The following is a 25936-nucleotide window of genomic DNA, read 5'->3' on the forward strand; positions in this document are numbered from 1 at the left end:
TGTCGCGCCACGCCGGTCGACAGGGAGTCGGCCAAAACCGCTGGACCAAAGGTGTCGTCGCCACTGCGATGTTCCCCTTGGCCAAGCGACCCCATCACCTGGAGGACACAGGTGAACCCGGGCCACCAAGGCAATCTGACTGGGCGATCCGCCGGGATCGCAAGGACGTTTGGCCAGTCAACGCCATTTGCGCTGGGAGACCTATTTGATGCACGACAATTATCGCGACACGAAAATCAAGGATTTGCGGGACCAATTGCGTTTCAACCAAAAGGGCAAGCTGATTCAGCAGGCCGCTGCCGCGGAAACATTGTTGGGCGAGATCGAGGACGATCGCGACTACGCGTTCGATTTCCTTTGCTTCCGAATCACGAATTACCGCTCGGACCGACCGAGCCGGCACAACATTGCCGCTGCCGATCTGACGCACGACCTGCGGCTGCTGATCGAGGACCTGAGTGAATTGGCAGATCTCTCGGTGGAGGAAATCGCCGAACAGGTGCACACCGTCCAGGATCTGAGTCGACAGTTCAACGTCTCCACCAAAACCATCAGCCGTTGGCGCGAATCCGGTCTGGTCAGCCGCCGCCTGCTGTTCGGCGGTCGTAAACGTGTCGGCTTTCTCAACAGCAGCGTCGAAAACTTTATCGCCAACAACAAAGCCAAGATCCAGCGCGGCGAACGTTTCAGCCAGCTGACCGACGATGAGAAAAGTGAAATCATCGAGCGGGCGCGGCAGTTGGTCGAAGGCGGTGCGGCGTTGGCCGATGTCACTCGCATGCTGTCCGAGCAAATGGGGCGAAGTGCGGAAACCATCCGCTACACGCTGAAGAATTTTGATGCCGACAATTCTGCAATCGCGATCTTCCCCAATCATCGCGGTGTGCTGACCGACGACGACAAGCGGTCCATTTTTAACCAGTATTTGGGGGGCGTGTCGGTGCCCCAGCTGTGCCGGCGTTTCAAGCGGACGCGGACCAGCATCCAACGGATCCTGATCGACATGCGGCGACAGCGGATCATGGAGTTGCCGTTGGATTACATCTACAACGAAGACTTCGAGGATATCGCTCGCGAAGCCGAGTACCTCGGTGACGAACCGGAACCGGCCAGCGCCCCGAGAAAGGTCCGCGTCCCCGGCGATTTGCCCAGTTATCTGGCCTCCTTGTACGACGTTCCCCTGCTGACCCGCGAACAGGAATACCACCTGTTCCGGAAAATGAATTATCTGAAGCACAAAGCCAGCCGGCTCCGTGAGACGGTCGGTGATGACGCGGGCGGCAAGTCGGCGGTGATGAACGAAATCGAATCGCTCTACGAGCGCGCGGTGAAGGTCAAGAACCGAATCGTCCAGGCCAACTTGCGTCTGGTCGTCTCGATCGCCAAGCGACACATCGCCGGCGCCGATGACTTTTTCTCCCTGGTCAGTGACGGCAACATGTCGCTGATTCGCGCGGTTGAAAAGTTTGACTACTCGCGCGGCAACAAGTTCAGCACCTACGCGTCGTGGGCGATCATGAAGAATTTTGCCCGCACCATTCCGAACGAATTCAAACACCGCGATCGTTTCCGGACGACGACCGAAGAGTTGTTCCTGGCCAGGAAGGACGAGCGACTGAATCCCTACGTGGAAGAGTCGGTCCACCGCAGCCGGAAGCGGGAGCTTTCGAAGATTCTGAATCGGTTGGATGAACGCGAACAGAAGATCATCGCCGCCCGATTTGGTCTGGAACGAGGCAGCGAGCCGCTGACGCTGAAAGAAGTCGGGGCGGAAATGGGTGTCACCAAGGAACGCGTTCGCCAACTGGAAGCTCGTGCCCTGGCCAAGTTGCGAACCGCTGCCAACGAGAACAACATCGAGATCGACTTCGAGGCTTGATCGTTTTCTGGCAGCCGACGCGGGTCGCGTCGCGTTCAATCAAGACGGCAGCATCCCGGTGGGACGCTGCCGTTTTTTCGTTCGCCAACGGCAACCGTCCGGCGAGGGTCGCTTCGGTGTTGCTGTCGCCGCTCCGCGGCTGGTGCTGTTGTGGGCCGCCGTTTCCGTTGGCCCGCGCCGACGGCCGGGAGCTTTCGTCGCGTTGCGACGGGAGATCATGCCGTTGTGCTTCCGCCACCGTGTCAGCGAACGGAGCGTCGCCCCGCTTCTACTGTTTGCGGAAGCGGCGTGGCATCATTTAAGAGACGGCTCAAGCTTTCTCGGCCGGTTCTGCGGATTCCTGCTCATCGGCGGTCAATGCCAGGTCGTCTTCACCGAGTGCCGACACCGCTTGTGCGACGGCTTCCGGTGACCCGCTGGTGGTCTCTTCGGCCAGCATCAATCGGCGGCGAGCATCGCGCCACAGCACGTACGCCTCCTGAAGGAAGACGGCGAACAGCACAACGAAGGCACCGATCATTGCCAACTTGATGGCGGACGACCACTGCACGAACGCGTAGACACCGGTGGCCATCACCAGCCAGGCGGACGCCAGGACGGCTCGGAAGATGGCTTTCATCTGGGTGTCGCGCGCTTGGACACGGATGCTGCGTGCGACCGCGTTGCGGGCCGAGTCGTTCGCCAACTCGCGCATCGCTGACAGGTTCCGTTTGCGCTCGGGCGCCTCAGAGCGCGGCACCAACGCGTCGGGTCCCGCGTCATTCTGGATGGCATCGGAAACCGAAGGCGGCAACTCCATGTCGGGGACTTGGCGGTCGGCCGTTTCAGCCGAGGCCGATGCGGCCGAGGATCCTTCCGGGACGTCGGATTCCGCGGCGGCATTGAGGTTCGATCCCGGCTCCGATTGCGGCGTTTCGGCCGGATGGGCTTCGACCCCTGGAGCCTTTTTCTCCGCCACGGGAGCTTTGCTCTCGGTGACAGGGCTTTGCGAATCGTCACCCTGAACCCGTTTCAGCAACCGGCTCATGTAGGCTTCGATCGAATCGTCTTCGCGAGGCTCCTCATCGTCCAGTTCCGCATCGTTGCCGCCGGCATCAATCGGATCTGCGACGCCCTCGGCCGCGTCGCCCGCGTCGGCCGCGCCGGTCGGTTCGTCCCACGCGTCGGCGTGGTCCTCTTCGCCAGAGATCTCGGCATCGCTCGATGTCGACTCAAACGACGGATCGCGGGCGACCGCTTCGCTCAAGGCACTCTCGGATTGGGATACTTCCTCCGGGGAGTTTTCGTCCTGGAAGTTCTGGTCGTCGAACTCGATTTGCTGGTCCATCACGTACGTCGGCTCGACTTCCGCATGCGACTGGGTATCGGTCGACAGATCCTGGGCGTCGTGTTGGTCTTCCGCGTCAATCTGTTCGATCAGCTGGGCCGCCAGGCCTTCGCCGGCATCGGAATTGACCGGCAACGAGTCGGCGTCGGTTTCATTCAGGTGTTCGTCATCCTCCTGTTGGCCATCGACGTTGCCGCCGGGCATGAAGAGGGACCAGTCCAGGCTGTCGGGTGTCTCGTCCTGGTACTCATTGGTCAGCCGCGCGATGGTTTCATGATCTTCCAGATCCGCAACGCCTTGGGAGTCCTGGCTGGACGATGGCGAACTCCATTCGGAATCGGCGTGCCACGCTTCATCCCGCTCGTCGACAGGATCGATTGCCTGTTGGACGCCCTGTTGGATGTGGTCGATGGCGCTGTCCACCGAATCTTCCGGGGATTCGTCGTGCCAGCTGACGTCATCGGTCGGCTCCGAGTGCGCGTCGTCGCTTTGGTACCAGGAGCTTGTCGCTTCGGAGGTGTTCTGCTGCGTGTCATTCACCTCGGATTGATCCCAGGCGGAGCCCCAGGGACGTGAATCGACCGTTGTGTCTCGCTGGCCAGATCCCACATCGGCCCAACCTTCCACGTGCGCACCCGACTCGACTTCTTGCTCGGCTTCCATTCGCCAGATCGCGCCGTCCGATTCGACAACCGCCTCGGATCGCTGCTCCTGATCGCCCCGATCGCTGTCACGTTGGGAGGTGTCTGCGTTCCAGGTTGACGCCGGCTCTGACGCGTCAGTCGCACTGACGTGCGGCGTGTCAACTTCCTGGTTGGGGGCAGCGGCTGCTGCGTCGCTCGTGTTCTCCCCGGCGGGAGTGCCTTCAGCGGTTTGGTTGTCGACCCAATCGGCAGCCGAAGAAGATTGGGAGATCGATTGACGGAGTTGCTCGATCTCTCGGCGCAGCTCGGATTCGCTTTCTCGATGCTCGTCTTCCAGTCGCTGGATCGTTCGCTGATGGTCGACCTGCAACCGCTCCAATTCGTTCCTCGCCCCTTCCAGCTCCTGCTGGACGGTTTGCCACTGCTCGCCCGTGATCTCCGATTGGGGAGCATCTTGGCTAGCCGAGGAATCCGCCGCGGAGGCAAGTTCGGCGGTGAGCGCCTCGTTGGCGCTGCGCAGCTCCGCCAATTCCGCGTGGGCCTGGGCCAGTTGCACGGAAAGGTCCTCGACCGATTGTCGCAGCTGTTCGGAGTCGTTCGTCCACGATTCCTGCTGAGAAGCCTGCCCACTCTTCATCTGGTCGATCAGCAGTTCCAGCTGACGAATTGACGCGGTGGCACCTTCGTAATCGCCTCGCAGTTGCGACGTTTCCTGGTTGGCGCGGTCGATGCTTTCTTGCAGTTCCTGGATGTGGTCGCGGAGCTCGCTGGCAACTTGCTGAGCATTGTTGTTCTCCGCCTGGACGGTCGCCTTTTCTTCGCGAAGCCGATGCAATTCGGTTTCCGCCTCGGCGACGGCGCGATCATGTTGTTGTTGTGCCTCGGCGAGCTGTTCTTCCAGTTCGGCGACGCGGAAGCTGGCGGATTCCTGTTCGGCATCGGCGATGCGGCGGGTTTGTTCCGCTTCTTCACGTGCGGCCCGCAGTGCGTTTCCGCTTTCGGACAGCTTGTCCTGCAGTTCCCGCTGTTTGGCCAGGCTATCTTCGCGCAGCTGGGCCATTTCAGCTCGTGTCGATTCCAGTTCCTCCGTCACCTGCCGCAGTTCGTCTTCGATTTCGGTCAGACGGCTTTGGGCGGCTGCTGCCGCTGCCGCATCGTTCTCTCCAGCCAGCTCTTCTTGCTGCGTGCGAGCCTCGACGGACAGTTGTGCCATGGTTTCGGCCGACTGCTTTTCACGCTGCTGCAGTTCCTGGTGACGTTGACGAAGATCGTTCAGCTGTTCACTGAGCTCGGCGAATTCACGACGGATCGATTCGACGGTTGTATTGGCCGAACGTGCCTGGTCGCGCGTCTGCTCCAATTGCCGGGACGCTTCGGCGGCGCGCTGGGCAAACTCTTCTTCCCGGTGCTCCCACTCGTTCTGATATCGGTGCAGCTCTTCCTGTTTCTCCTTCAGCTCCGCGGTCCGTTTGGCCAGTTCGGCCTCGCGGTCTTGAAGCGTTTGCTGGGCTTCCGCTTCACGTTCCAACAAGGCTTCCAGTTCCTGTTGCGTGGAAGCGTGCAACTGCTGGATCTCCAACGCCGCGGCTTCCTGGGCCCGAAGCGCATTCTCGCGCTGTTGCAGCCGTTCGGCGCGGTTCCACAGCTCCGTTTCTCGCCCGTGCAATTCGAATTCGCGATCATCACATCGGCTTTCACGTGATTCGCATTCTGCTTGCCGTTGGCGCCACTGCCGGGTCAACTCGGCCAATTGATCTGGAAGCTGCGCGTCGGCTGTGGACGCCGCCGTCAACCTGGACGCGAGTTGCGATCGCGACTGGACCCAGGTCGGATCTTGCTGCGGGGCCGACCCCGATTCATCGTTCGGGCGAAGGGGAGCGGCGAGCAGCTCGAATTGGTACACCCCCATGCGAATGATGTCGCCAATGCGAAGCGTCGATTCGGCAACCCGGTTGCCGTTGTGCTCCAAGGGCACTGAGTAGGCGCGGACCAGAATCTGGTGAGCGTCACGCAGCAGGACCGCGTGCATGGGCCGGAGCGAAGCATCCTCCAGGCGGATGGAACAGCCCTGCCCGCTTCCGAAGGTGTAGCGGTGTCCGGTCAGTCGCAGGCGGCGGACGGGCGCGCCGGGACGGACCACTCGGAATTCCAAGGCGCCTTCCAGTTTGCCGGCCGACGTCGGCGGTTCAGCACGCTGGGGTGAAGCGACCGATCGGCGAGGGGCGTCGATCGGGTCCGCCAGGGATGCCGGGACCGGGCCCCCGATCGCATCCGCGTCCATTCCCTTCGAGCCCGAGACGATCCACGGTGGGGCGATCACCAATTCCGATTGCTTGCTGGAGGATTGGCCTTCGTTGTGATCGTTGCTCACCACGATTTCCTTGCTTTTTTGCTTGCAAATAATTTCAGTTTTTTCGGTGTTTCGGTCCGACAACACCGCTTCTCCAGTGTCGGACGTCGCTGTGGCGCCGGTGAAGCAAAACCGGGGGGGAGGTCCGATTTTCGGTCCGAATGGAATCTCAGCGGTCAGGAGAGCACACCCCACCTTCGGGCCCGTTGGTCAAACTGTCCGGCGTGCCCAATGAATTGCAACGGCCGCAAAGTGGCGAAAATCCCAGAAAAAGGCGGTTCAACGGCCCTTGTTGGCTAAATAAGGGTGAATTCATTATCTTTCTGGGGTGACTTTCTTTCCTCCGCTCCTACTATTTGGCACCGGAATCGCTGCCTGAGGCCCTTCGGCGTGGGCAGCGATGTCGGCGCTAGAAAGATAAAACCGACGGTGCCGGTGCTGCGTAGCAACTCCGTAGCCGTACAAATCAACGTTCTCCAAGTCGGATCCGAGAACGTCCCTCTCACTGAGAAAGGTGACGTGATGGCCAGAAAAGACGCGATCAAGAAACTTCGAGTCACGCTTCAAAAACGTCGGGCAGCGTTAATCCGCGCGGCAATCGGGGATCTGGATTTGTTGCAGCGTCGCCAGCAGAAAACCGGCGACGTGCTCGATGCCGTTGCCGAAACGGTGCAGGCGGAACTGAACAGTCAGCTGCTGGAGGTCGAGAGCCGCGAGTTAAAGGCGATTGACGACGCGATCGATCGAATTGATCAAGAGTGTTACGGTGACTGCGAAGGCTGCGGCAAGATGATTCCACTGACCCGGTTACGGGCCGTTCCTTACGCGACCGAATGCATCGCCTGCCATCGGCTGACGGAAAAACGCAAGTCGCATCCGGCGGCATCGATGAACCGTGTGTTCCCTTCTTATCAAGCGGACCGCGTTTGATCGACTTGAAAGGCTGATTCATCGAACCGACCCATCAGGGTTCGGTTTGGATGCGTCGCGTGAAACTTTAATGGCCCAATGGTTCAGACAGGTGTCGAATCGTTCGGCCGTTTTTTGATGCGCCAGCGGTAACGATTCTGCCTTCTCGTTGGGCGAGGGATAGCCGATCCATCCGGCGAAAAGTTCATCAGAGCGACGGACGATGCATACAATGCGACGCCTCCCCGTCGAACCTCCCTCCCCCATGGTTGAAGCTCTTTCGATGGCACAATTCTCCCGATACTTCGGGCGCATGCGATCACGCATGCGCCACTGCAAACCACTCCTAACGTTCGCGGCCTGCACCAGCATGGTACTCGGTGGATCCGCGACGGCGCAGACGCTGCCGCGGCGACCCTCTTCTGGAGAAGATTCGACGACGAAGACGGTTCCCCCAACGGTCCGGGAATCGAATCCCGAGATTCGTTATCCGATGCCGCCCGCGGTCGGTGACGTGAGCCGTTTGGAGCAGCAGCGGATCAGCGTCCAACGCCCTTCTTTGTCACCGCCGCAAGGGAGTCGCCTGTCGATCCCGAGCGCTCAGGCGATCGATCAGCGACGGGACGAGCTGTTCCGAGAATTGGCGGACGAATTTGCCGCGTTCGATCGGCTGGGCAGCCTGGTTCGCAAGGTTTCCCAGTTGGTCAAACCCAGCGTGATCCACATTGAGGCCCACAAGTCGGAAACCAAGGGTGGCAGCTTTGAATCGTACGACGAGGCCGGCAGCGGGGTCGTGGTGCAAACCGAAGACGGATTGTGGGTGATGACCAATCGCCACGTGATCAACGGATCGCAACCGGCTGAAATCCTGCTCCGCACCGCAGATGGACGTGAGTTTCACCCCACGCGGATCCTGGCCGATCCCAGCACCGACGTTGCCGTCATGGATGTGCCTCAACTGCACGTTCCTCCGGCACGTACCGGCAATAGCGACTTGGTGAACATCGGGGACTTCACGATCGCCATTGGCAGCCCCTTTGGTCTGAGCCATTCCGTGACGTTTGGCATCTTGAGCGCCAAAGGCCGCCGGGATCTGTCACTGGGAGACCAGAAGATCGACCTGCAGGACTTTTTCCAAACCGATGCGGCGATCAACCCTGGCAACAGCGGCGGTCCGCTGTTGAACCTGCGAGGGGAAGTGATTGGGTTGAATACCGCGATCGCCAGCAGCAGTGGAGGCAGTGAAGGGATCGGGTTCGCCATCCCGATCAATATGGCTATCCGAGTTGCGGACGAATTGATTCGCCACGGGCGACTTCGGCGCGGGTATCTGGGCGTCACGCTGGATCCGGATTTCGGTCCGGCCGACCTGGGGGCGATCCGGACCGAAGCGCAAGGCGGAGCATTGGTCAAAGGGGTGCGCCGGGGTTCGCCGGCGGCACTCGCCAATCTGCAACGTGGCGATATCATTGTGCAGTTCAACGGCAACGACGTTGACAACGATGACCACTTGGTTGCCCAGGTGGGACTGACCCCGATCGGGTCGCGCGTTCCGATGATCATCTATCGGGACGGCAAACGCTACCGGACCGAAGTCGAATTGAGCGACGCGAACTGACCGTTGCGTCGCGGCGACTCGGTTCCGTCTGACGTCTCCGCTCCGGCTATCCCCTCAACAGGCGCCGGAGTGGTGGGGGCCTGGAAGCGGATGGAGACGCTTTCAACCCGATTCGGATGGCAAATCCTGAACCCGCACAATCGCTACACGTCGAACGTCCATCAACATGCTGCTGAAATATCCGGCGGCGATCCGAAGAGCATGAAAACGCTCGATTGAAATTCCATTGTGGAAGAACGGGCAGGGTTCAGGCGGGTCGCAGCGTGGTGGGGGCAAGCCACGGACGCCCTTTCAAGGAGGAAGTGGCATGAGATGGATTGCATCGCAAATGTTGGCAACGATGTTGGTGCTGGGAGCGGTCGCCCCGGTCCACGCACAGGACGGTTCCGCCGGCTTCGTTGGCGGGGCTGAACTGACGCTCTTTCGGTTGCATGCCCAACAGGGCGCGGGGGGCGATTCTGACGCCGGAAACTTCGATGACTACTTTCCCGATTTGGGAATGAACGGGTCCGGACGGTTCTGGTTTGGCTACGAAGCCGCCAACGGTGTGGGGCTGCGTGCCCGGATTTTTCAGTGGGAACAGTCGCAGCGCTATCTGGGACGGACGCGGGAACAGGACTTTGAGATCTATGACATCGAAGCGACCGTCGACACGTGCATCCACTCCTGGGACCTGACCGGCTTCGGTGGCGTGCGGTGGGGCTCCATCGAACTGGACGGCAGTGACTTCGGCGAACCCAACCCCATGAACTTCGACGGTGCCGGCATGACGTTGGGCGGCGAAGTGCGTCGTCAATTGCTGGGCAACCTGGGACTGCTGGCAGGATTCCGCTACAGCGTGTTGTACGGCGAGACCGATTTCGCTCCGATCGCAACGAGCACCCTGGAAGATACCTACGTCGATATCAGCGAATTCAAGCTGGGCGTCGAGTACGCGCGACCGACACGTTTTGGCAACTGCTTTGCCAACGTGACGTGGGAACACCAGGTCTACGGGACCGATACATACTTTCCCTTCGCGATCGATCCAGAAACCTTGGGCGACGTCTCGCTCTCCGGTCCCGTGTTCTCGATCGGTATCAATCGCTGAAACTGCGTCAGCGACCAATGCCGGCAGAGGCCGGCAGGATCGGTGACGTGAGATCAATCAGGTGAGATCAATCAGGGCGTCAAGTTCTGATTGATCAGCCGGACCATCGCGTCGGTGGATTCCACGGCACCGACGGTGGTGGTCTTCGGGAACATCAGCTTGGGGATCGTTCCGGAGCCCGCTTTTTGATACAGCGTGACGTGCTTGCTGATGTACTCGCCAGGCAAGCTGCTGTTCAGCGTTTCCACCAGTTTCGCCTCGTCAACCAGTGTCGCCGCGTGGCGGCGCGCTTGGGCGTAGCCGGCTTTGCTGTCGAACAGGTAATTGTGGAACGGTTCAAATTGGCTTCGGTCCACCCGCCAAACCGCGATCGCCAATTTTGCAATCTCGCATGCTTCCCGGTGCTTGGCCGCCGTCGAACGGACGGTTGGATTGCACTGGGCATCCAGCGGCAACGGAAGCGTCATGATGGCCAACCGGTCCCCAAACGTGCGGCGAGCCCCTTCCAAGGACTTGTGGGTCCGTTGGCAATGCGGGCAGGTGTAATCGAACAGTTCGACAAAAACCATTTCGGCATCCGGATTCCCCACCAGGGGCCAGTCGGACGTCGCCAACTGGATCTGGTTCAGCACCCGCACCATTCGCCGCTGCGGGGCCGATTCGCCCGCTTCGACTTCACCGGCTTCGACTTCACCGGAGAGCAACAGTGCCGGGTGCATGGTCGCAGCCACCAGTCGGCCGCCTGATGAGATCGCGCTCTCCAGTCCATTCAACATGGCGGACAGATCGGCGGCGGTATTCGGAACAGGTGCGGGTTCGGTAACCGGGGCTTCAAAGACCGGAGCCTCTCGTTCGCCCGTCGGCTCTCCGGAAGCTTCCACGCTGGGAGTTTCCTCAGCAGGCGCCTCGAACGTCCCCGGGGCCTCAAAGATATCGGAACCGGCGGGCGTCTGACTGCCGGACGATGCATCAATGCTGCCGTGTCCCGGCGCCGCAAAGTCAAAGGTGTCGTCACCCGTGGTCGCTGGCATCGCAGAGTGTTGGATCACTTCGTACGTCGGTGGGGGCGTGGCCATGACTTGCGTCGTGATCAATCCGAGGGTGGATGCGATCGCGACCAGGGCGACCATCGAAATCCGTCCCCGCGTCAGCGGACGCTGCGACAGAAAGACGATCGCCAGGATCAGTCCGCCGGTGTGGGCGACCAAGCAATACGGGCACAGGTGCTGGAGCCAGAACACCTGCAAACCGACAAACCACAGGGCGGCCGAACCGGCAGCAAACGCGGCGAATCCGACTGCGGACCATCGCCAACGCTCCAATTGCGGATTGGCCGGCCGAGACAGCAGCATCACGATCACCAGCGCGTGCATCGCGATTGCAGGCACACTGACCGGAACGGAAAGCACCGACGCCCAACGGCTGTGCAGCACGTGATCGCAGTCGAAGACGCTGACCTGACCACATCCGGCCACCGAGGACGACGTGAACGAAGCCCACGCGAGATAGCAACTGCTTGCCAACGCCAGCGTGCTGCAGATCAGCATGATCCACCAGGCCTTGGACGATACACCACCCAGGCTTGAACTCCCCTGGCGGACGGCATCACCGGAACCCAGACCGGAATGCGGTCGAGCAGTGGCCCCGGCGGTGGGGCGATGAAAGTCGGCGGTGGACATGAAAAGGCTCCGAAACCAGCGTGCGAAAGTCATGTTGCGAACTCGAATTTCGCACTGGTACGCAGTCCGCGTGCCAATCACGAACAAAGGTCTTGTTTTGGTGTTCCCCGGGTACCGAACGCCCATCCGCGGAATCTCACCTGCTTCGGATTGTTCCTTTCAGGCAAGAGGGGTTGGCCGCAGATGGCTCACGCTGGTTCGGCGACGTCCATCCGTCTCCATGGGGATCTGCCCCGGGATGGTGACGACCGACGCTCAACTTCCACGCGATCGGTTCCGATGCTTGGATGCCGAACGCATCTCTGCGGGCGGAACGGCCAACCGGTTGCTGAAGCGGCGGGGGCCGGGGTACTCCGGCGTCTGAACATTCTAGCACGCAGTAAACGAAAATCGAGTTTCGTCTCTGCACATCCGGACAGCGTTACCTTGGGTGAGCCGCGTGGCGCTAGCCGCGGGTTTTCTCGCCTCAACCGGCGGCTAGCGCCTTGCCGCTCATGGCACTGCAAATCACGGTGTTTTTGACCGAACGTAATGCCGTCCAGCTAATGGGAAGGATTCTCTCCGTCTTGAAGCTGCCGGCGGTCTGGAATGCCGTCTGGAAACAAGAATCGTTCAATCATTTTGAGAACGTTCGGTTGGATGATGACGGTCAGGTGAGTCGCAGCGACGCGTTCGACACGGATTCCGGACAAGTGCTCCAGAGACACCGGCCGGACGCTCTCGTCGGCTTTGGCCCAGATGACAAGTCGCTTCACACGGTCGCCCCCGCCAGCGGTCCGGCCGCAATCAAGATTTGCCGCGGCCTGGCTTGAGTCCATCATCACGCGAATCTCCGGGATCAAGTTTCCGGAACAAGCGTGCAGAGCAATCGGAATCAAACCGGAACGCATCACCGGCGCGACGGACACCAGCCGGGTGACCGCATGGTCCTCGGATCTTGCCAGCGCCTGCCGAGTCACCCAATCGCCAAAGCTGTGCGTGACGATCCCAATGGCATCGTCGTCGTCGGTCGGCCGGATCAGATTGATCATCCGCTGCACACTCTGCTCCAAGGAGCGAAAAGCGACGCGGTCCGGGAAGTATTCGACCCGCCGGCAGTTTCTTCGCAGCCGGTGTCGAAGCGGAGCAAACGCCACCCGCGGCTCGAACAGGCCGGGCACCAGGATGATCCGTCCGATGCGATCCTCGCGGGTACCGTTGCCGGTCATGTTCAGATTCGACGCGGAGAGGGAGAGGGTGATGCCGGCGAACCCCGACGTCAGATCTGTTGTATCGAATTGGGCGACCCGTTCCACCGGGGGCGCACGCGGGCCACCGGGGGCGCACGCGGGGTGAGGCGGCTCTTGAGCGGAAGCGTCCCGACCGCCCCGAATCCCTGCCAACGGGACGCGTCTCCAGCGGTCAACCTGTCGAAGGTCGTGAGTTCTCGATCGCGAGCTTCAATTCAAACACGCGGAGCGGCTTGGTGACGAAGGCGTCGGCGCCCAATTCCATTGCGTGCAACAGGTGCAAGTTGTCTCGGCGTGAACTGCAAACAATCACCGGAACGCGTCCCAAATCACCGGGCGAACCGTTTCTCAACGCTCGAATCAACTTGAACCCGTTCCAGATGGGCATTTCGAGATCGGTTACCACCAAGTCCGGCCGACATGATTTTGCGACTTGCCAACCTTCGTAACCGTTTGTCGCCGTCCAGCATCGGTGCCCCAGCTGTTCCAGCAGACGCGTCATCGACCAACGAAGCAGGCGTGTATCATCAACGACCAGTACCTTCAGCGAAGAATGTTGCGGCGAGGGGACTTGTTGGCACATGCGTTGGAGCTCCGATTGGATTTCGGAATTAACGCAACGTTCATGCCAGATCTTTTAAGGTGCTTGAATTCTTTCGTCTCCCAACGTGTTCCGCACGGCCAGGCGAGCGGCGCAAACGGATCCGAGCCGGCGAGAAAACGAAGGGTGTCGCCGTCCAGCTTTCCGCATCACTTTTGATCGCGGGGGAAGCTTTCTTCTGCCCCGGCCGGTTGCGTATCATGCAATGGTATCACCCGCATAACGGAGAGCGTCATGTCAGCACATTCAGCAGCCAGCTCGCCAAACCTCGCACCCGGGCAGCCGTCCGAGAATCGGAGCCAACAGGAATGGAGCGAACAGGCTGTCCGAGCGATGCGTTCGGCGGACCTGTACCCCCAGCGGCAGCCGCCGGAAGTGATCGAAACCCATATCTCGACGCTCTTTCTGAGCGACGACGTGGTCTACAAACTGAAGAAGCCCGTCGACTTCGGCTTCCTCGATTATTCCACGCTCCAAAAACGATTGCAGGCTTGCCAAGCCGAAGTGGCATTGAATCGACGGCTCGCCCCGGATGTCTACCAGGGCGTGGTCGCGGTCGGGCACGACGACCAGGGGCGTTGGCAGATTGATTCCAACGTGCCGCCGCTGGAATGGATGGTGAAGATGAAACGGTTGCCCGACGACCGCTGTTTATCGAACATGATTCGGCAGCGTTCCTGGAATCAAAACGATGTCGATGCCACCGTCGCACTGCTGACCAATTTTTATGCGTCGCTCGAACCGGTCCACGTGGATTCCTATCACTCTCGCGTCCTGCAGCACGTCTTGGACAATCAAAGTGAATTGGAATCGCCGGGGCACCGCTTCCATTCTCCGTTGGTTCGACGGGTGCACGCGGCGCAACGACAGTTCCTTTTCCTTCACGGCGATCTGCTGGACCGACGTGTCACCCAGGGCCGGATTGTCGAGGGACATGGTGACCTGCGGGCCGAGCACTTGTATCTGACCAAACCCCCGGTGGTGATTGATGGCATTGAATTCAGCCGTGAATTGCGTTTGATCGACATCGCAGATGAGTTGTGCTTTTTTGCGATCACCTGCGAAATGCTGGGGGCGCCCGAGATCGGCCAACAGGTTTTGGAAGGTTGCTGCGCGGGACTGCACGACGTTCCCGAAGACGCGCTGTTGGATTTCTACCGAGCGTATCGCGCGTGCGTCCGGGCGAAGGTGGAGGTGTTGCGAATTGACCAGGCTGAGGGATCTGATCGGCAACAAGCGATCGACCGGGCGGGGAAGTACCTCCATCTCGCCGACGGCTATGCACGCCAGTTCGCATCGCCCTTGGCCATCATCGTCCGCGGACTCAGCGGCACAGGGAAGACGACGTTCGCCTCGGCACTTGCCGACCAAATTGGCGCCACACATCTTTCGACCGATCAGATTCGCAAGGGCGGTCAAGCGGTTGGCAAGGACCCGTCCTATGATCAGACCGCCCGTCGGAAGGTGTATGAGAGCATGTACGACCAAGGTGTCGAACGTCTGGGCGATGGAGAATCCGTCGTGCTCGACGGGACACATTTGCAGGCCAGTCCCCTGCACCAGGCCGCCGAACGGTTGCATCGCGAGGGCGGCCGCGTGGTCGTCGTCAACTGTGTTTGCCCAGGAGAAGTTGCGATCGAGCGAATCGAAGCGCGAGCCAACGAGGGGACGTCCCCGTCGGATGCGAACGTCGAAGTTTTCCATCAGCAGCGTGAGCTGATTGAACTGGTGCCATCCGAGCTCGAGTGCATCGAAATCGATACAACGGTCGACCAGCAGACGCAGCTTCAAAGGATCAAAGACGTCCTGGGCCGGGTTTCGATCGGCCGCTGACCGATGCGTGCGGTTGGGGGCGGCCGAGATGCCTCACTGCATCGTGCCACGTTCATTCAATGGGCGTGCCGCCGAGCACGATTGCGAGCATCCTGTGCGTCATCGGTCACCAATGCCTCCTTTTGGGGCATTCAAGCAATGGCGATGATTCGGTTCAGAAGTTTGAAATCATTCCCTCGCCGTCGGAAACCACACGACTGTTGGCGGTGCGGATGTCCGCCGGCTGTCGCCAGGCGGGCCGCCGCACCGGATAATTTTCTGGCCGCTGCGGCATGCGTGCGATAGCATGGAGATTGCGGCGAGATCAACCGGCCGCAACGGGGTGGCCGGTCAGCGGACGACTTGCCAGGCGGTCTGTTGCGAGGTTGGCGGTCCAACACGCGTTCGTGTCGAACATGCGTTGGCTGGTACATCATTTGCAACCCCGCCGTGCGTTCTTTTGCTCTCGCTGGGCCCGTTAAAAGGAGTGTTGCGATGTCTCGACTGGTAGGCTTCGGATTTGCACTTTTGGACTTCTCCGCGACGGCCGTCTCGCTGCTCAATTGCTCGATGACTTTGGCCGTCGTCACGTTCTCGCTGGTTTCTTCCCTCGCATTGGCGACCATGTCGGGAGCCGTCCGCTCCCTGTTGTGGCCGACTTACTTCTGGGATCAGCCCGAAGGCGACCGGTAGAACCAGCCATTGGTTTAGCGATCAGTTCAGCGATCGCGTGCACTGAAACTGGGCTCACTGGATGCTGCTGGGGCTCACTGGATGCTGCTGGGGCTCACTGGATGCTGGCGGATGGTTCATTCCGGCCGGAGCCCGCAACGATTCGGGGTTCCGCAACGTTTCATTTCCGGCTGATCTTCCAGTAGGTCGCCAGCCGGTCGGCGAGCTGTTCGGGGGTTTCGGCGAGTAATCGCCCGGCAAGCGGAATCGCTTGACGCTGCAAACGCTTGCGGCGTTGATCGATCAGCCCGTTCAACGCTTGGATATCTTCGGCGGACCCGAAGGTCTCCGGATCGCTGGACACCATGCCGCGAAAGATAGCCAAGTCGTGGTCGTCCCCCAGCAGATCCGCCAAGTCGCTCAGCTGCGAAGCGTGACGCGACAGCATCGCGGGCCAAACGGGCTTGAGAAGTCGGATGTGATACCAGTGGTACTTGCATCGTTTTCGAAGCTGATGCAACTGCTCGACCGTCGGATCATCGCGGACGTCATCCAACCGGTCGCGGGCTCGTCCGTACGTTTTTTTCAATCCGCCACGGATCGCCTGGAATCCGTGGTCGTCCAGCTTCCAGCTCGCGGCGCGCTGGCGTGTTTCAACAAAGATGGCGCGGAATGCCTTGAGCCGTTGTTCCGTTTCCTGTTCATCCAGCTCACGCAGTTGCGATGTCAGCGTCCTGCGAATCGACGCGAACGCCGGCCGGTGGACTTGAGAAGCGTAATGATCCAGCAGCCCATCGTAGGTGCCCAAGACCGAAGCAGCGTCCCGGATCGCCGACAGAGACCTTGCGGCGTCACGGAACGTCACGTTTTCCTGGTCGTAGATTTTCCCAAGGCTGGGGCGAAACAATCGAAGCAGTCCACGTAGCTTTTTGCAACGTTTCCGAACCTGGTGCACGGTATCGTGAACGTTCAATTCATCATCGTCGACTTCCGCGATTCCTTTGTCGATTTGTTCGCAGGCAATCCGTCGCAGGGCGTCCTGGGAGGATTCACCACGCTTGATTCGAAATGCCATGAGAGGACTCCACCGGCTTCAATGGGTCAGGCAGTTGGCTGCGATTTCGCAGGAGGAAACGCTGTCACGCCGTCCACGCGTCCCAGCTGGAACGGGATCGGCGAAACCGGGCCGGCGGAACCGGGCCGTGTCCGCCTGCGGAACGGCTACCTATCCGACCAGCTTCTTTGTTAATTGGGCCACGTGCCGACCTTGGAATCGGGCAATATCTAGTTCGTTTTCGCTGACGGCCCGGGAGCCATCTGCATCGGCCAGCGTGGTGGCGCCATAGGGAGTACCGCCGGTGATTTGGTCCATTTTCGTCAACCCTTCACAAGTGTAAGGGACACCGACGATCACCATCCCATGGTGCAGCAAGGTTGTGTGAAAACTCGTGATCGTCGTTTCCTGCCCGCCGTGCTGGGTGCCCGTCGACGCAAAGACACTGCCAATCTTTCCCACCAACCCTCCAGACTTCCAGATTCCACCGGTGGCATCCAAGAAGGCTCGCATCTGAGCGGCCATGTTGCCAAAACGCGTTGGCGTTCCAAACAGGATGGCGTCAGCCTCGGCCAGCTGCTTCGTTTCGATAATCGGAACGTCGGCGAAGCTTTTCTTCGATTCGGTCGCTCCCATCTTTGCGATGATGTCGTCCGGGAGGGTTTCTGGCACTTGGAACACGTTTACCTGGGCACCCTCAACCCCACGGGCTCCCTCGGCGACGGCTTCGGCGAGTTGATGGACATGACCATACAAACTGTAAAAAACGACATGGATTTTCATCGTCGGAATACTCGTGAGGTGGAGTGAGATTGAGAAAGTCAAGCGTGCCGGGTCGTGTCTAAAACCCTCATCCGTCCGCGCGAGCGTCTGGTCGACGCGTCGGCGGATCGGGATCCGAAGCGAATGCCCTCGGATCATCATTTCGTATCTTTACCAGTCGACTAGTTCGGCAGCGCGACTTTGGGTGAGCCGCTTGTCGCTAGCCGCGGGTAATCTCGCCTCAACCGGCGGCCAGCGCCTTGCCGCTCATTGCACTGCAAATCACGGTGTTTTTGGATTGAAAGCGGCGCTGTCCAGCTAGCCGTTCAGATCATGTCTGGCCGCAAGGACCCGCACAATCTGGAACCATCGGGACGTATCATTGGTTTCAGGCAAGATACCACGGGAGTTGCCAGTTTTGTGCTCCGCCGCGGAATCTCGATTCGAGAGGATCGAGGGCCGCTTCGCCCCGTCCGGTGGCGGACAGAAGCGGGCTTCACGCATCCCTATGCTGTCGACAAAATCTCAGCCCGCTGCGTCGGCGTCAGCCCCGCCAAGTCGGCGTCGGACCTGCAGTCTGTGTGAGCTGAAAAGTATCCACCACGAAGAAACCTGGACCGATGACCGATACCGCCCCCGATGGATTCACCGTCTCCAAACCTGGCATCGGCGATGATGCGGGAAAGCTGATCTTAAGAGTGACCCTTGCCGGCCTGATGTTGTTTCACGGATATTCCAAGGTGACCGGCGGAATCGGCGGCATCGAATCCATGTTAGATCAGGCCGGCTTGCCATCGGTGTTCGCTTGGGGCGTGTACGTTGGTGAAGTCATTGCCCCACTGTTCATGATCGCAGGCGTCCTGACGCGGATCTCTGCGTTGATTTTTGCCTTCAATATGGTCGTCGCAATCCTGTTGGGGCACGCCGGGGAGATGTTCACGCTGGGCGAGCATGGCGAGTGGGCGATCGAACTGCAGATGCTTTATCTGATGGGGGCTGTGGCCGTCGCTCTCCTGGGTCCGGGACGATACGCACTCCGGGCCGGACGCGGAATACTGGCGTGAACCGTGACAGCTGCGAATGGAAGTCGGGGCGGCCGCTCTGAGAAATCGCGGCGGCATCGCCGGGGAGTCACTGTTGAGATTGTTGTTGAGCCGCCGCGTCCGGAAGCGAGAATTGCTTCTGACGCATCATTTCGCGCTGGCGCATCGGCATGGCGTCAATGAATTCGAACAGACGATCGGGACACACCGGCTCGTCGGAGCGCAATTTGACGGTGCCGTCTTTGCCGACCAGGATCACTTGAAATGGACCGGTGGGCACGTCATAGAGTGATCGCAGAGACTTTGCGGTGGTCTCAGAGAGTTTGGTCTCGCCCAACCATGCTGCGTCGCCACCAATCACGCGGATGACGGTCATGTCGCGTTCCCGCACGCTGTCGGCCTGGTTTGCGAGGCTGCCTGTTTGGGCTCCTAGGGGACGAGAATCCTCTCGGGGAGCGAAGATGAGTAACGGTCGGCGCTTCCACTTCAAATCCTTGATCTGAAAGTCGGTTGCATCCAGGGGAGGCTTGTTCATCGGTCCGGACTCCTGCTCAGGTGAGTGGCACGATCCCACAGTCGGTCGCGCCCGATTGACCCGAATCACCAGCGACGCGTTTGATCTGGACGAATCGTCGGCAAACAACTGCCCTTGAACGACGGCCTCCATTCCGTTGATCGAAGCCAGTCGACGCGCGAGCGGACGATCGCCGCGAGAATCTAGACGAAATGTCAACCCGTTGGCCGAGATGGTTGCTTCGGATGGGCCACCGAACCACTTCGCCGGCCTGACCGTGATCCGGCCTCGGATTTCGACGGTGGCAGATTCCTGACGCAACAGTGCTCGAAGGGGCCGCGGACTGCGATCCTCTTTTTCCGACCTGTACCTTTCTCCACTCCGGGTGAAAACGGACAGAGACGACATGGCGAACGTCGCGACGGAGGTCGCGGACATGAGGTAGCTCATCGGATGGCTCCTGAGATTCTTTCGGACGGGAAGCCTTGATTCAGAAGGATCGGGGTCAACGTTTTTGGTGGTGCATTTGTCGTGCCGCAGGCAATAGCATGCTTCAATTAAGGCACGTCAACATGGCAGCGACGCGCATAAAAATCGCGTGGTCAGCTGACTGACCACGCGATGAGTGACATTGGATCACCGGATGTGGCTACTGTTGATCAGAGACGGCTTCGGCAGCGTCATTTGCGGCGTCAGCAGCCGAGTCTGCTGCGTCGCTCGCTGCTTCACGGGCCTCCGATGCAGCTGACGAAGCATTGCGGTTCACCTCGTCTGACGCCTCTTCTACAGTGTCCTCGGCAGCTTCCGATGCGTTTTCTGCGGCATCGTTCGCATTTGCCGCGGCTCGCTCGCTCGCACGGGCTTCATTCTGCTGTGCGGATGTCTCGCTGGCGTTCCCATCTGCGGACCGGTCGGCCGATTCGGGACCATTGGCGGACTCACTTTCCGATCCACTTCGATTGCCTTGCAGCTCCCGCAGATCTTGCTGCATCTGGTTTACCTGCTGTTGCAGTTGTTCGACCTGCTGACGCAAGCCGCTTTCGGCGGACGCATCATCGTTCATCGCCGGTCTGGAAACGCTCACGCGATCCGAACCGCCACCGAGCGTGGCCTGGATCTCTTGCGACTGCCCATCACGCATGATGGTCAATGGCAGTTCAGTTCCCGGCTGTTCTGCCAGTACCGAACGAGTGAATTGCGACGCCGACGAAACACGTTGGCCACGCATTGCCGTGATCACGTCACCAGCTTGCAAGCCGGCACGTTCGGCGGCACTACCGCGGCGGATACCGCGAATGCGAATCCCATCTTGTGCGTCTTGCAGAGCAACTCCCAGACGCAACCGTTGTCCTTGGCCCGCATTCTGCCCAGTTTGGCGCGGACCATAAATCTGATCTTCGTAGATCGAATTGCCTTGGCCGTCCTGATAATAGAACCGTCCGTCGCTGTTGCGATACCAAGCCTGGTCTGCTGCCGGCGGCGTGATGGTCTCGTTGAAAATCGTCCCATCAGCGTTTTGGCTTTCATTACCCAGGTAGTCTGATCCGTTTCCGGGGCTGAGCCGATCGCGAACGGAATCCTGAGCGGCGGCGGTTGAAACGGTCATCGCCAACAGCACTGCTGCTGACGTGCCAGAGATGCCGCAACAGATTCTGCGAAGTGGGGTCGTGGTCTTCATTTGCTTACCTGTGTCTCTTCGGGGGGAGGAGTTTTTAGCAGCCAAATCCACCGAATACCCGGTTCTGATTCGGCCGCAGAGTTGGATCCGTGGTGGTTGCATCTCGCGCGCCAAATTGATGCCTCTCGGCCGATGCCACGCCATCATCACGTTCAAGTGCGCTGATACGAATTTGCGACGCGTGCGAATACCGCATGCTGAATCAGCGCAGAGGGGCAGCAAGGGTGAGGTGAGGGCGATCCGCGATGAACTTGCATGCTGATCCATGGACCCGTGTGCCGGCCGACGCTGCTGGGCGATCGGCGGTCCGGTGGGTCAATCGCCGATCGTTGCTCGCTCGCGCGTGCGCGGTGAGAAAGCGGAGCGAGCGGCCCGATCGACGCTTGGGTTGCGGTACACCATTTGCGTCGCCCCGAGAATTACCCGCCCGAGAATTATCATCGGAATAAATGAACCGATGCCCTTGTGTGCTGGGATGGCTGTTCCGCTTGCATCGCACATTGCACCTTTTGCATCGAACATTGCACCCTTTGCATCGCAAATTGTCGGTTCGCAGGGATCATGTTCGCCGGCCAGCGTATCCTCGACCAGCGTGCCTTCGAGATGGGGCGGAGTGAGATCCGTCGAACTTTTCAGAACTCGTTCATCACCTCACCCTTCGAAATCATGAAGTTTCTCAAGCGACTGTTTTCCGAGTTTTCCAGCGACGAGTGCACAACGCTCGCGGCGGCTTTGGCCTACTACACGGCCTTTGCGTTGCCACCCCTGCTGTACCTGCTGTTGACGATACTGACGTTTGGTTTGTCGGTGTTCTACGACTCCGACCAGGCTCAGCAGAGGGCTCAGTCAGTGCTCCAGAATCATGCGGCGGAAATGATCGGGAACTCATCGGCCAGTGAACAGATAGCAACCATTCTGGAGAACCACCAGCAGCAACAGGGGAGGTGGTGGAAAACGCTCATCAGCTTGGCCGGGATCGTTGCCGGTGCCACGGGGGTCGTCGCCGCACTGCAGGCGTCACTCAATCGAGTTTGGAATGTGAAACCGGACCCGGAGCAGAGCGGGATTCTCAATCTGATCACCAAGCGGTTACTGTCGTTTGCCATGATTCTCGCCTTGGGATTCTTGCTGCTCGTGTCTTTGGTGGTTTCTTCCGTGTTGGCGTCGGTCGGGTCACAGCTGGAGGGTCTGGTCGGATTCAGCGGGTCCACGGCTTCCGTCGTCAATTATCTGGTTCAGGCTCTGGTGGTCTTCGTCATTTTCGCCGCCATCTTCCGCTTCATGCCCGATGCGAAAGTCCGGTGGTCAGACGTCACCGTGGGCGCATTGATCACGACCGTGTTGTTTCTGGTTGGGCGATTCGCGATGCAAAAGTACTTCGCCTATTCGGAACCTGGTGCCCAGTTGGGTGCCGCCGCCGCGTCGTTTGCCGTGTTGCTGGTGTGGGTCTACTACACCGCGATCATCGTCTTGCTCGGGGCGGAGGCGACCCAGGTGTACGCAATCCAATACGGTGGTGGAGTGGAGCCGGAAGCGGACGCCGTGCGCGTGGTCGAAACGTTGCGAAAGCCCAAGGCATCTCAGGGGTAGCATCCCGGAAGACTGGCATCTCTGTTTGATATCGGCGTTGTGCGTCATCACCACAAGTTGGCGGATGACCGCGCAAGTAGTGGGCAGGAAATGACTTGCGACGCCCTTCTGGCGGACTGGTATGTCGATTGCAACCCTTCAGTGGTGTGATGTGGCGACGCGTCTTGCATCCACCCATCGGAATGCGTCGCTCTTTCCCCAAGCAAAGGAGATGTTCAATGAAGATGGCAATCAAGCAAACTGTGAAAAAGCGAATGGCATTGGCCGCGACGCTGGCCGCCGCTTTTGGGATGTCTGGCGCGATCGCGAGCGCCGCCGATGAATTCGGCGAAAACACGCCCTACTACGAAGACGACGCCTGGTATGACATCAGCGAGTGGTTCGACGGAAACGACTACAACCCGACCGATGAAGCCATCGGTCGCTGGGACAATGAGACCTTCGAATTCTCCGAGAACGCGACCAGCACCGACCGGGATAATGATGCCGGCAGCAGGGGCGACTACGGGTACGCTCAGAACCAGAACAACACCAACGACGACTGGTTTTACGACTACTATGACGACGGGTATCACAACTGGGGGACTTCAGACGTCAACCAGCGCAATTACTACAGCATCTACAACGACACGGATGATGACGGGTTGTATGACAGCTACGCGTACTACAGTGACACCGACGGCGACGGCGTGTATGAAGAATTCGATTACTACACGTTGAACACGGACGCTGGTAACCAGCAGCAGGAAAAGTCGAAGGCGCAGAACCGCCAGAAGCAGATGAAGTCCAAGCCGACGGAAGTTGTCGGTACGGTGGAAAAGACCAAGACCGTCTCCGTGCGTGATCGCCAGCACTTGGTCGCAATGGTCAAGGGAAAGGATGGAGCGATGACCACGGTCGATTTGGGACCGAAGAAAGGTGTCAAGAAGCTTGCTCAGGGCGATCAGCTGACCGTCAATGGTCACACGGTCAAAGTCGGCGATAAGGATCTGTTTATCGCGACCGACGCAAAGATGGCGGACGGAAGTTTGGAAATCGATCGCAACGGACAGAAGTTCAAGGGGAAGGTCGAGAAACTGAAGACGGTCAGCATCCACGGCGATGAACATCAACTTGCCAAGGTCAACACAAAGAATGGCAAGACGATGATGGTGGACTTGGGTCCCGCGGATCAGTCCAAGCTGAAGGTCAAGGAAGGTCAGAATCTGACTGTTCAAGGCGTTCCCGCGAAGGTCAAGGACCGAGTCGTCCTGATGGCCCGCCAAGTCACCAAGGGTGAGAACAAGACCCAGATCGAACGCTGATTCTTCATTTGCGGTAGTCGAAGGCTGCCGCGAAACAGGATTTTCATGAACGGCTCGGTTTGCCCGAGCCGTTTTTTTGTGCCGCCACCTAAACGCCCGCCGCCGATGAAGACCACCCCTCGCGCCGATGTGGTACACCTGTTGCTCTGGCGTGAATCGAATGAACGACGCCACGCACCACGTCTCAGTTTTCGCCTGAAACCTGCTTCCCCGTTGCCCCCGCAAGAAATCGTATGACGACCAATCATCATGGTTCCCTGATTGACGACTCCCTGCCCGCTGAGGCCGTTGAAGAATTGCGTGAAGCCAAGGCAACATTGGAAACCCAGGGAATTGCCGACCGCTTGACGGAGTTGGTGGGGGCACCGATCACGGCTTCCATCAAGCTGCTGCCCGGAGTCGCGGAATCGGCACTGTATCGCGTGATCGACAAATCGTTGGAGGTGGCCCTGGAAGTCGCTTTGAAAACGTTGCGGGACGATCCCGGTGGCGCGGGGACTCCCAAGCTGTTGCGTCACAAGGTTCTGGCGGGGCTCAGCGGAGCGGCCGGCGGAGCCTTCGGCGGTGCCAGCGTGGCGGCCGAGTTGCCTGTTTCCACCGTGTTGATCCTTCGCAGCGTGGCTGACATTGCTCGCAGCCAGGGTGAAGATCTGCGGGAGCTGGAGTCCCGATTGGCATGTCTGGAGGTCTTTGCGTTCGACCCCGGGAGAAGTGCAGAGTCGAGCGACGGCGGTGACGGCGGGGAGACGCCCGGGGAGATTCATGACGATACCGAAATCGGATACTTCGCCGTGCGTGCCGCCATGGCGAAGCAGATCTCCGCGGCTTCAAAGTACGTGGTGAAAAACGGCGTGGTCGATGCCACAGCGCCGCCATTGATTCGACTGATCGGCGAGATTGGGAAACGATTTGGCGTGGTGGTCAGTCAAAAGCTGACGGCCCAAGCCGTCCCCGTGATCGGTGCCTTTGGCGGGGCCCTGATCAACAGCTACTTCATCGATCACTACCAGGACTTGGCCCGAGCCCACTTCACGATCCGGCGGTTGGAGCGAGAATTCGGTCAAGCGGCTGTACGACAAGCGTACGATTCTCTGGACGTTTGATCCCTGGTCAGTTGCCTTTGATGGTTCAGTCAAGCTTGGCTGGCTCTTGAGATAAGGCAGGGATCGGAACGCGGCGGGTAACGGCAATTCTCGGTTGGGTTGCAGCCCCCGCCCCTGAAAGTCATGCGATGAAACTCCGCGGTATCTGAGGAATGAAAGTGCTTCCAAATGACGTGATCGAAACTCCCGACGGACGCGGTTTGCACTGCCGAACCTGGGGTGATTCCGACAGTGACCGTGTGTTTGTGGTGGTTCACGGGCTGGGGGAGCACAGCGGTTACTACGCGGACTTCGGAGCCCGGATGGCGGAGCACGGTTATGCGACATTTGCCTACGACCAACATGGTCACGGGAAAAGTCCGGGCCGACGAGGTGATGCGCCGTCGTTTCAGACCTTGGTGGACGATATCAGCGTGGCATTCGATGTGGCGAGACAGCGTTGGAAGCGGTCGCGGCTGGCGGCTCTGGGGCACAGCATGGGGGCGAACTTGCTGCTCCGGAACTTGATCGAGCGTGATGATTCGCAAGTCGACTGCGCTGTCGTGACCAACCCGATGATCTTGCCGCCGGATCCCCCGACTAAGCCCCAGGCCTTTGCCGCATGGCTGACGGGAAAGTTGATCCCGCATTTTCGTCTTTCCGCGTCGATCGAGCCGACCGAACTGACTCAAGACACGGATGTGTTGCAAGATCTTGCCGATGACCCGCTGGTGCACAACCAGCTGGCGCTCGGAATTGCCGGACCACTGGTGTCGTCGGGACACTGGTTATTAGAAAACGCAGACCGTTTACGAACCCGCGTTTTGATGTTGATCGGTGAAGAAGACGAACTTTGTCACGCCGCTTCCAATCAGCAATTCGCCGATGCGGCCGGAGAAACCTGTCGACGTCAAGTTTTCGCCGGACTTCGCCATAATCTGTTGTTAGAGGAAGAGCGGGACCAGGTTTATCAGACGCTGCTGGATTGGATTCAGCACACCAACCCAACGTGAATCAATAAGAATGGCTTGGCCGATCCCTTTCGATCAGCCAAGCCAACGGTTCGATGTCCCACTCACGCGGTGCCCATCGCAAACAG

20 protein-coding genes are annotated in these 25936 nt (G+C 59.6%); 11 read left to right on the forward strand and 9 right to left on the reverse strand.

Annotated features, from left to right (window positions below; translation table 11 throughout):
* The first annotated feature begins 208 nt into the window (after positions 1-208).
* Positions 209-1879, forward strand: coding sequence for a sigma-70 family RNA polymerase sigma factor (locus FYK55_RS13580; protein ID WP_150076977.1), 1671 nt, complete (start codon positions 209-211; stop codon positions 1877-1879).
* 310 nt (positions 1880-2189) lie between these two features.
* On the opposite strand, the gene FYK55_RS13585 is transcribed toward FYK55_RS13580, so the two are convergent.
* Complete coding sequence (locus FYK55_RS13585) at positions 2190-6221, reverse strand: FHA domain-containing protein (RefSeq protein WP_150076978.1); 4032 nt, start codon at positions 6219-6221, stop codon at positions 2190-2192.
* A gap of 285 nt (positions 6222-6506) precedes the next feature.
* Between FYK55_RS13585 and FYK55_RS13590 the strand changes: the two genes are divergently transcribed.
* The 3 genes from FYK55_RS13590 (at position 6507) to FYK55_RS13600 (ending at position 9817) form a co-directional block, all read left to right on the forward strand.
* On the forward strand, positions 6507-7130 hold the full coding sequence (locus FYK55_RS13590) for a TraR/DksA family transcriptional regulator (protein WP_235908676.1): 624 nt from the start codon (positions 6507-6509) through the stop codon (positions 7128-7130).
* A 292-nt stretch (positions 7131-7422) separates the two neighbouring features.
* Entirely contained in the window at positions 7423-8727 is a 1305-nt protein-coding gene (locus FYK55_RS13595; protein ID WP_390621727.1) for a S1C family serine protease, read from the forward strand.
* 307 nt (positions 8728-9034) lie between these two features.
* Positions 9035-9817 (forward strand): hypothetical protein, encoded by a 783-nt coding sequence (locus FYK55_RS13600; protein ID WP_150076979.1) that lies wholly within the window; start codon positions 9035-9037, stop codon positions 9815-9817.
* A gap of 71 nt (positions 9818-9888) precedes the next feature.
* Here the strand turns inward: FYK55_RS13600 and FYK55_RS13605 are convergent, their stop codons facing one another.
* From FYK55_RS13605 to FYK55_RS13615, 3 genes are all read right to left on the reverse strand, one after another.
* Positions 9889-11496 carry a vitamin K epoxide reductase family protein gene (locus tag FYK55_RS13605; RefSeq protein ID WP_235908677.1) on the reverse strand — a complete coding sequence of 536 codons (1608 nt, stop codon included), beginning with the start codon at positions 11494-11496 and terminating at the stop codon, positions 9889-9891.
* A 542-nt stretch (positions 11497-12038) separates the two neighbouring features.
* A complete protein-coding gene (locus FYK55_RS13610) occupies positions 12039-12704 on the reverse strand; it encodes a hypothetical protein (RefSeq protein ID WP_150076980.1) in 666 nt (221 codons plus the stop codon).
* Between the two features lie 193 nt (positions 12705-12897).
* A complete protein-coding gene (locus tag FYK55_RS13615; protein WP_150076981.1) occupies positions 12898-13308 on the reverse strand; it encodes a response regulator in 411 nt (136 codons plus the stop codon).
* Positions 13309-13560: 252 nt separating this feature from the next.
* Here FYK55_RS13615 and FYK55_RS13620 point away from each other — a divergent pair, with 252 nt between their 5' ends.
* Both FYK55_RS13620 and FYK55_RS13625 read left to right on the forward strand, forming a co-directional pair.
* The gene (locus FYK55_RS13620; RefSeq protein WP_150076982.1) at positions 13561-15159 is read left to right on the forward strand and encodes a bifunctional aminoglycoside phosphotransferase/ATP-binding protein; all 1599 of its coding nucleotides are present in this window, start codon (positions 13561-13563) and stop codon (positions 15157-15159) included.
* Positions 15160-15633: 474 nt separating this feature from the next.
* Positions 15634-15831 (forward strand): hypothetical protein, encoded by a 198-nt coding sequence (locus FYK55_RS13625; protein ID WP_150076983.1) that lies wholly within the window; start codon positions 15634-15636, stop codon positions 15829-15831.
* Between the two features lie 160 nt (positions 15832-15991).
* Here the strand turns inward: FYK55_RS13625 and FYK55_RS13630 are convergent, their stop codons facing one another.
* Positions 15992-16885, reverse strand: a complete 894-nt coding sequence (locus FYK55_RS13630) for a CHAD domain-containing protein (protein WP_150076984.1) — start codon at positions 16883-16885, stop codon at positions 15992-15994.
* A gap of 150 nt (positions 16886-17035) precedes the next feature.
* The gene (gene wrbA, locus FYK55_RS13635; protein WP_150076985.1) at positions 17036-17647 is read right to left on the reverse strand and encodes an NAD(P)H:quinone oxidoreductase; all 612 of its coding nucleotides are present in this window, start codon (positions 17645-17647) and stop codon (positions 17036-17038) included.
* A 599-nt stretch (positions 17648-18246) separates the two neighbouring features.
* Here wrbA and FYK55_RS13640 point away from each other — a divergent pair.
* Positions 18247-18690 carry a DoxX family protein gene (locus FYK55_RS13640; protein ID WP_150076986.1) on the forward strand — a complete coding sequence of 148 codons (444 nt, stop codon included), beginning with the start codon at positions 18247-18249 and terminating at the stop codon, positions 18688-18690.
* Positions 18691-18757: 67 nt separating this feature from the next.
* Here the strand turns inward: FYK55_RS13640 and FYK55_RS29100 are convergent, their stop codons facing one another.
* The 3 genes from FYK55_RS29100 to FYK55_RS13655 form a co-directional block, all read right to left on the reverse strand.
* On the reverse strand, positions 18758-19204 hold the full coding sequence (locus FYK55_RS29100) for a DUF4174 domain-containing protein (protein ID WP_161604488.1): 447 nt from the start codon (positions 19202-19204) through the stop codon (positions 18758-18760).
* A 628-nt stretch (positions 19205-19832) separates the two neighbouring features.
* Positions 19833-20861, reverse strand: coding sequence for a PDZ domain-containing protein (locus FYK55_RS13650; protein WP_161604489.1), 1029 nt, complete (start codon positions 20859-20861; stop codon positions 19833-19835).
* Positions 20862-21176: 315 nt separating this feature from the next.
* Positions 21177-21383, reverse strand: coding sequence for a hypothetical protein (locus FYK55_RS13655; protein ID WP_150076989.1), 207 nt, complete (start codon positions 21381-21383; stop codon positions 21177-21179).
* 144 nt (positions 21384-21527) lie between these two features.
* On the opposite strand from FYK55_RS13655, the gene FYK55_RS13660 reads away from it, so the two are divergent.
* The 4 genes from FYK55_RS13660 to FYK55_RS13675 all read left to right on the forward strand — a co-directional run bounded on the left by FYK55_RS13660 (position 21528) and on the right by FYK55_RS13675 (position 25850).
* Positions 21528-22451, forward strand: coding sequence for a YihY/virulence factor BrkB family protein (locus FYK55_RS13660; RefSeq protein WP_150076990.1), 924 nt, complete (start codon positions 21528-21530; stop codon positions 22449-22451).
* 218 nt (positions 22452-22669) lie between these two features.
* The gene (locus FYK55_RS13665) at positions 22670-23755 is read left to right on the forward strand and encodes a hypothetical protein (protein ID WP_150076991.1); all 1086 of its coding nucleotides are present in this window, start codon (positions 22670-22672) and stop codon (positions 23753-23755) included.
* 233 nt (positions 23756-23988) lie between these two features.
* On the forward strand, positions 23989-24858 hold the full coding sequence (locus FYK55_RS13670) for an EcsC family protein (RefSeq protein WP_150076992.1): 870 nt from the start codon (positions 23989-23991) through the stop codon (positions 24856-24858).
* A gap of 152 nt (positions 24859-25010) precedes the next feature.
* Positions 25011-25850 (forward strand): alpha/beta hydrolase, encoded by an 840-nt coding sequence (locus FYK55_RS13675; protein WP_150076993.1) that lies wholly within the window; start codon positions 25011-25013, stop codon positions 25848-25850.
* Positions 25851-25936: the final 86 nt, after the last annotated feature.

Origin of the sequence: Roseiconus nitratireducens (assembly GCF_008629675.1) — a bacterium.
In the GTDB taxonomy this organism is placed as follows: domain Bacteria; phylum Planctomycetota; class Planctomycetia; order Pirellulales; family Pirellulaceae; genus Stieleria; species Stieleria nitratireducens.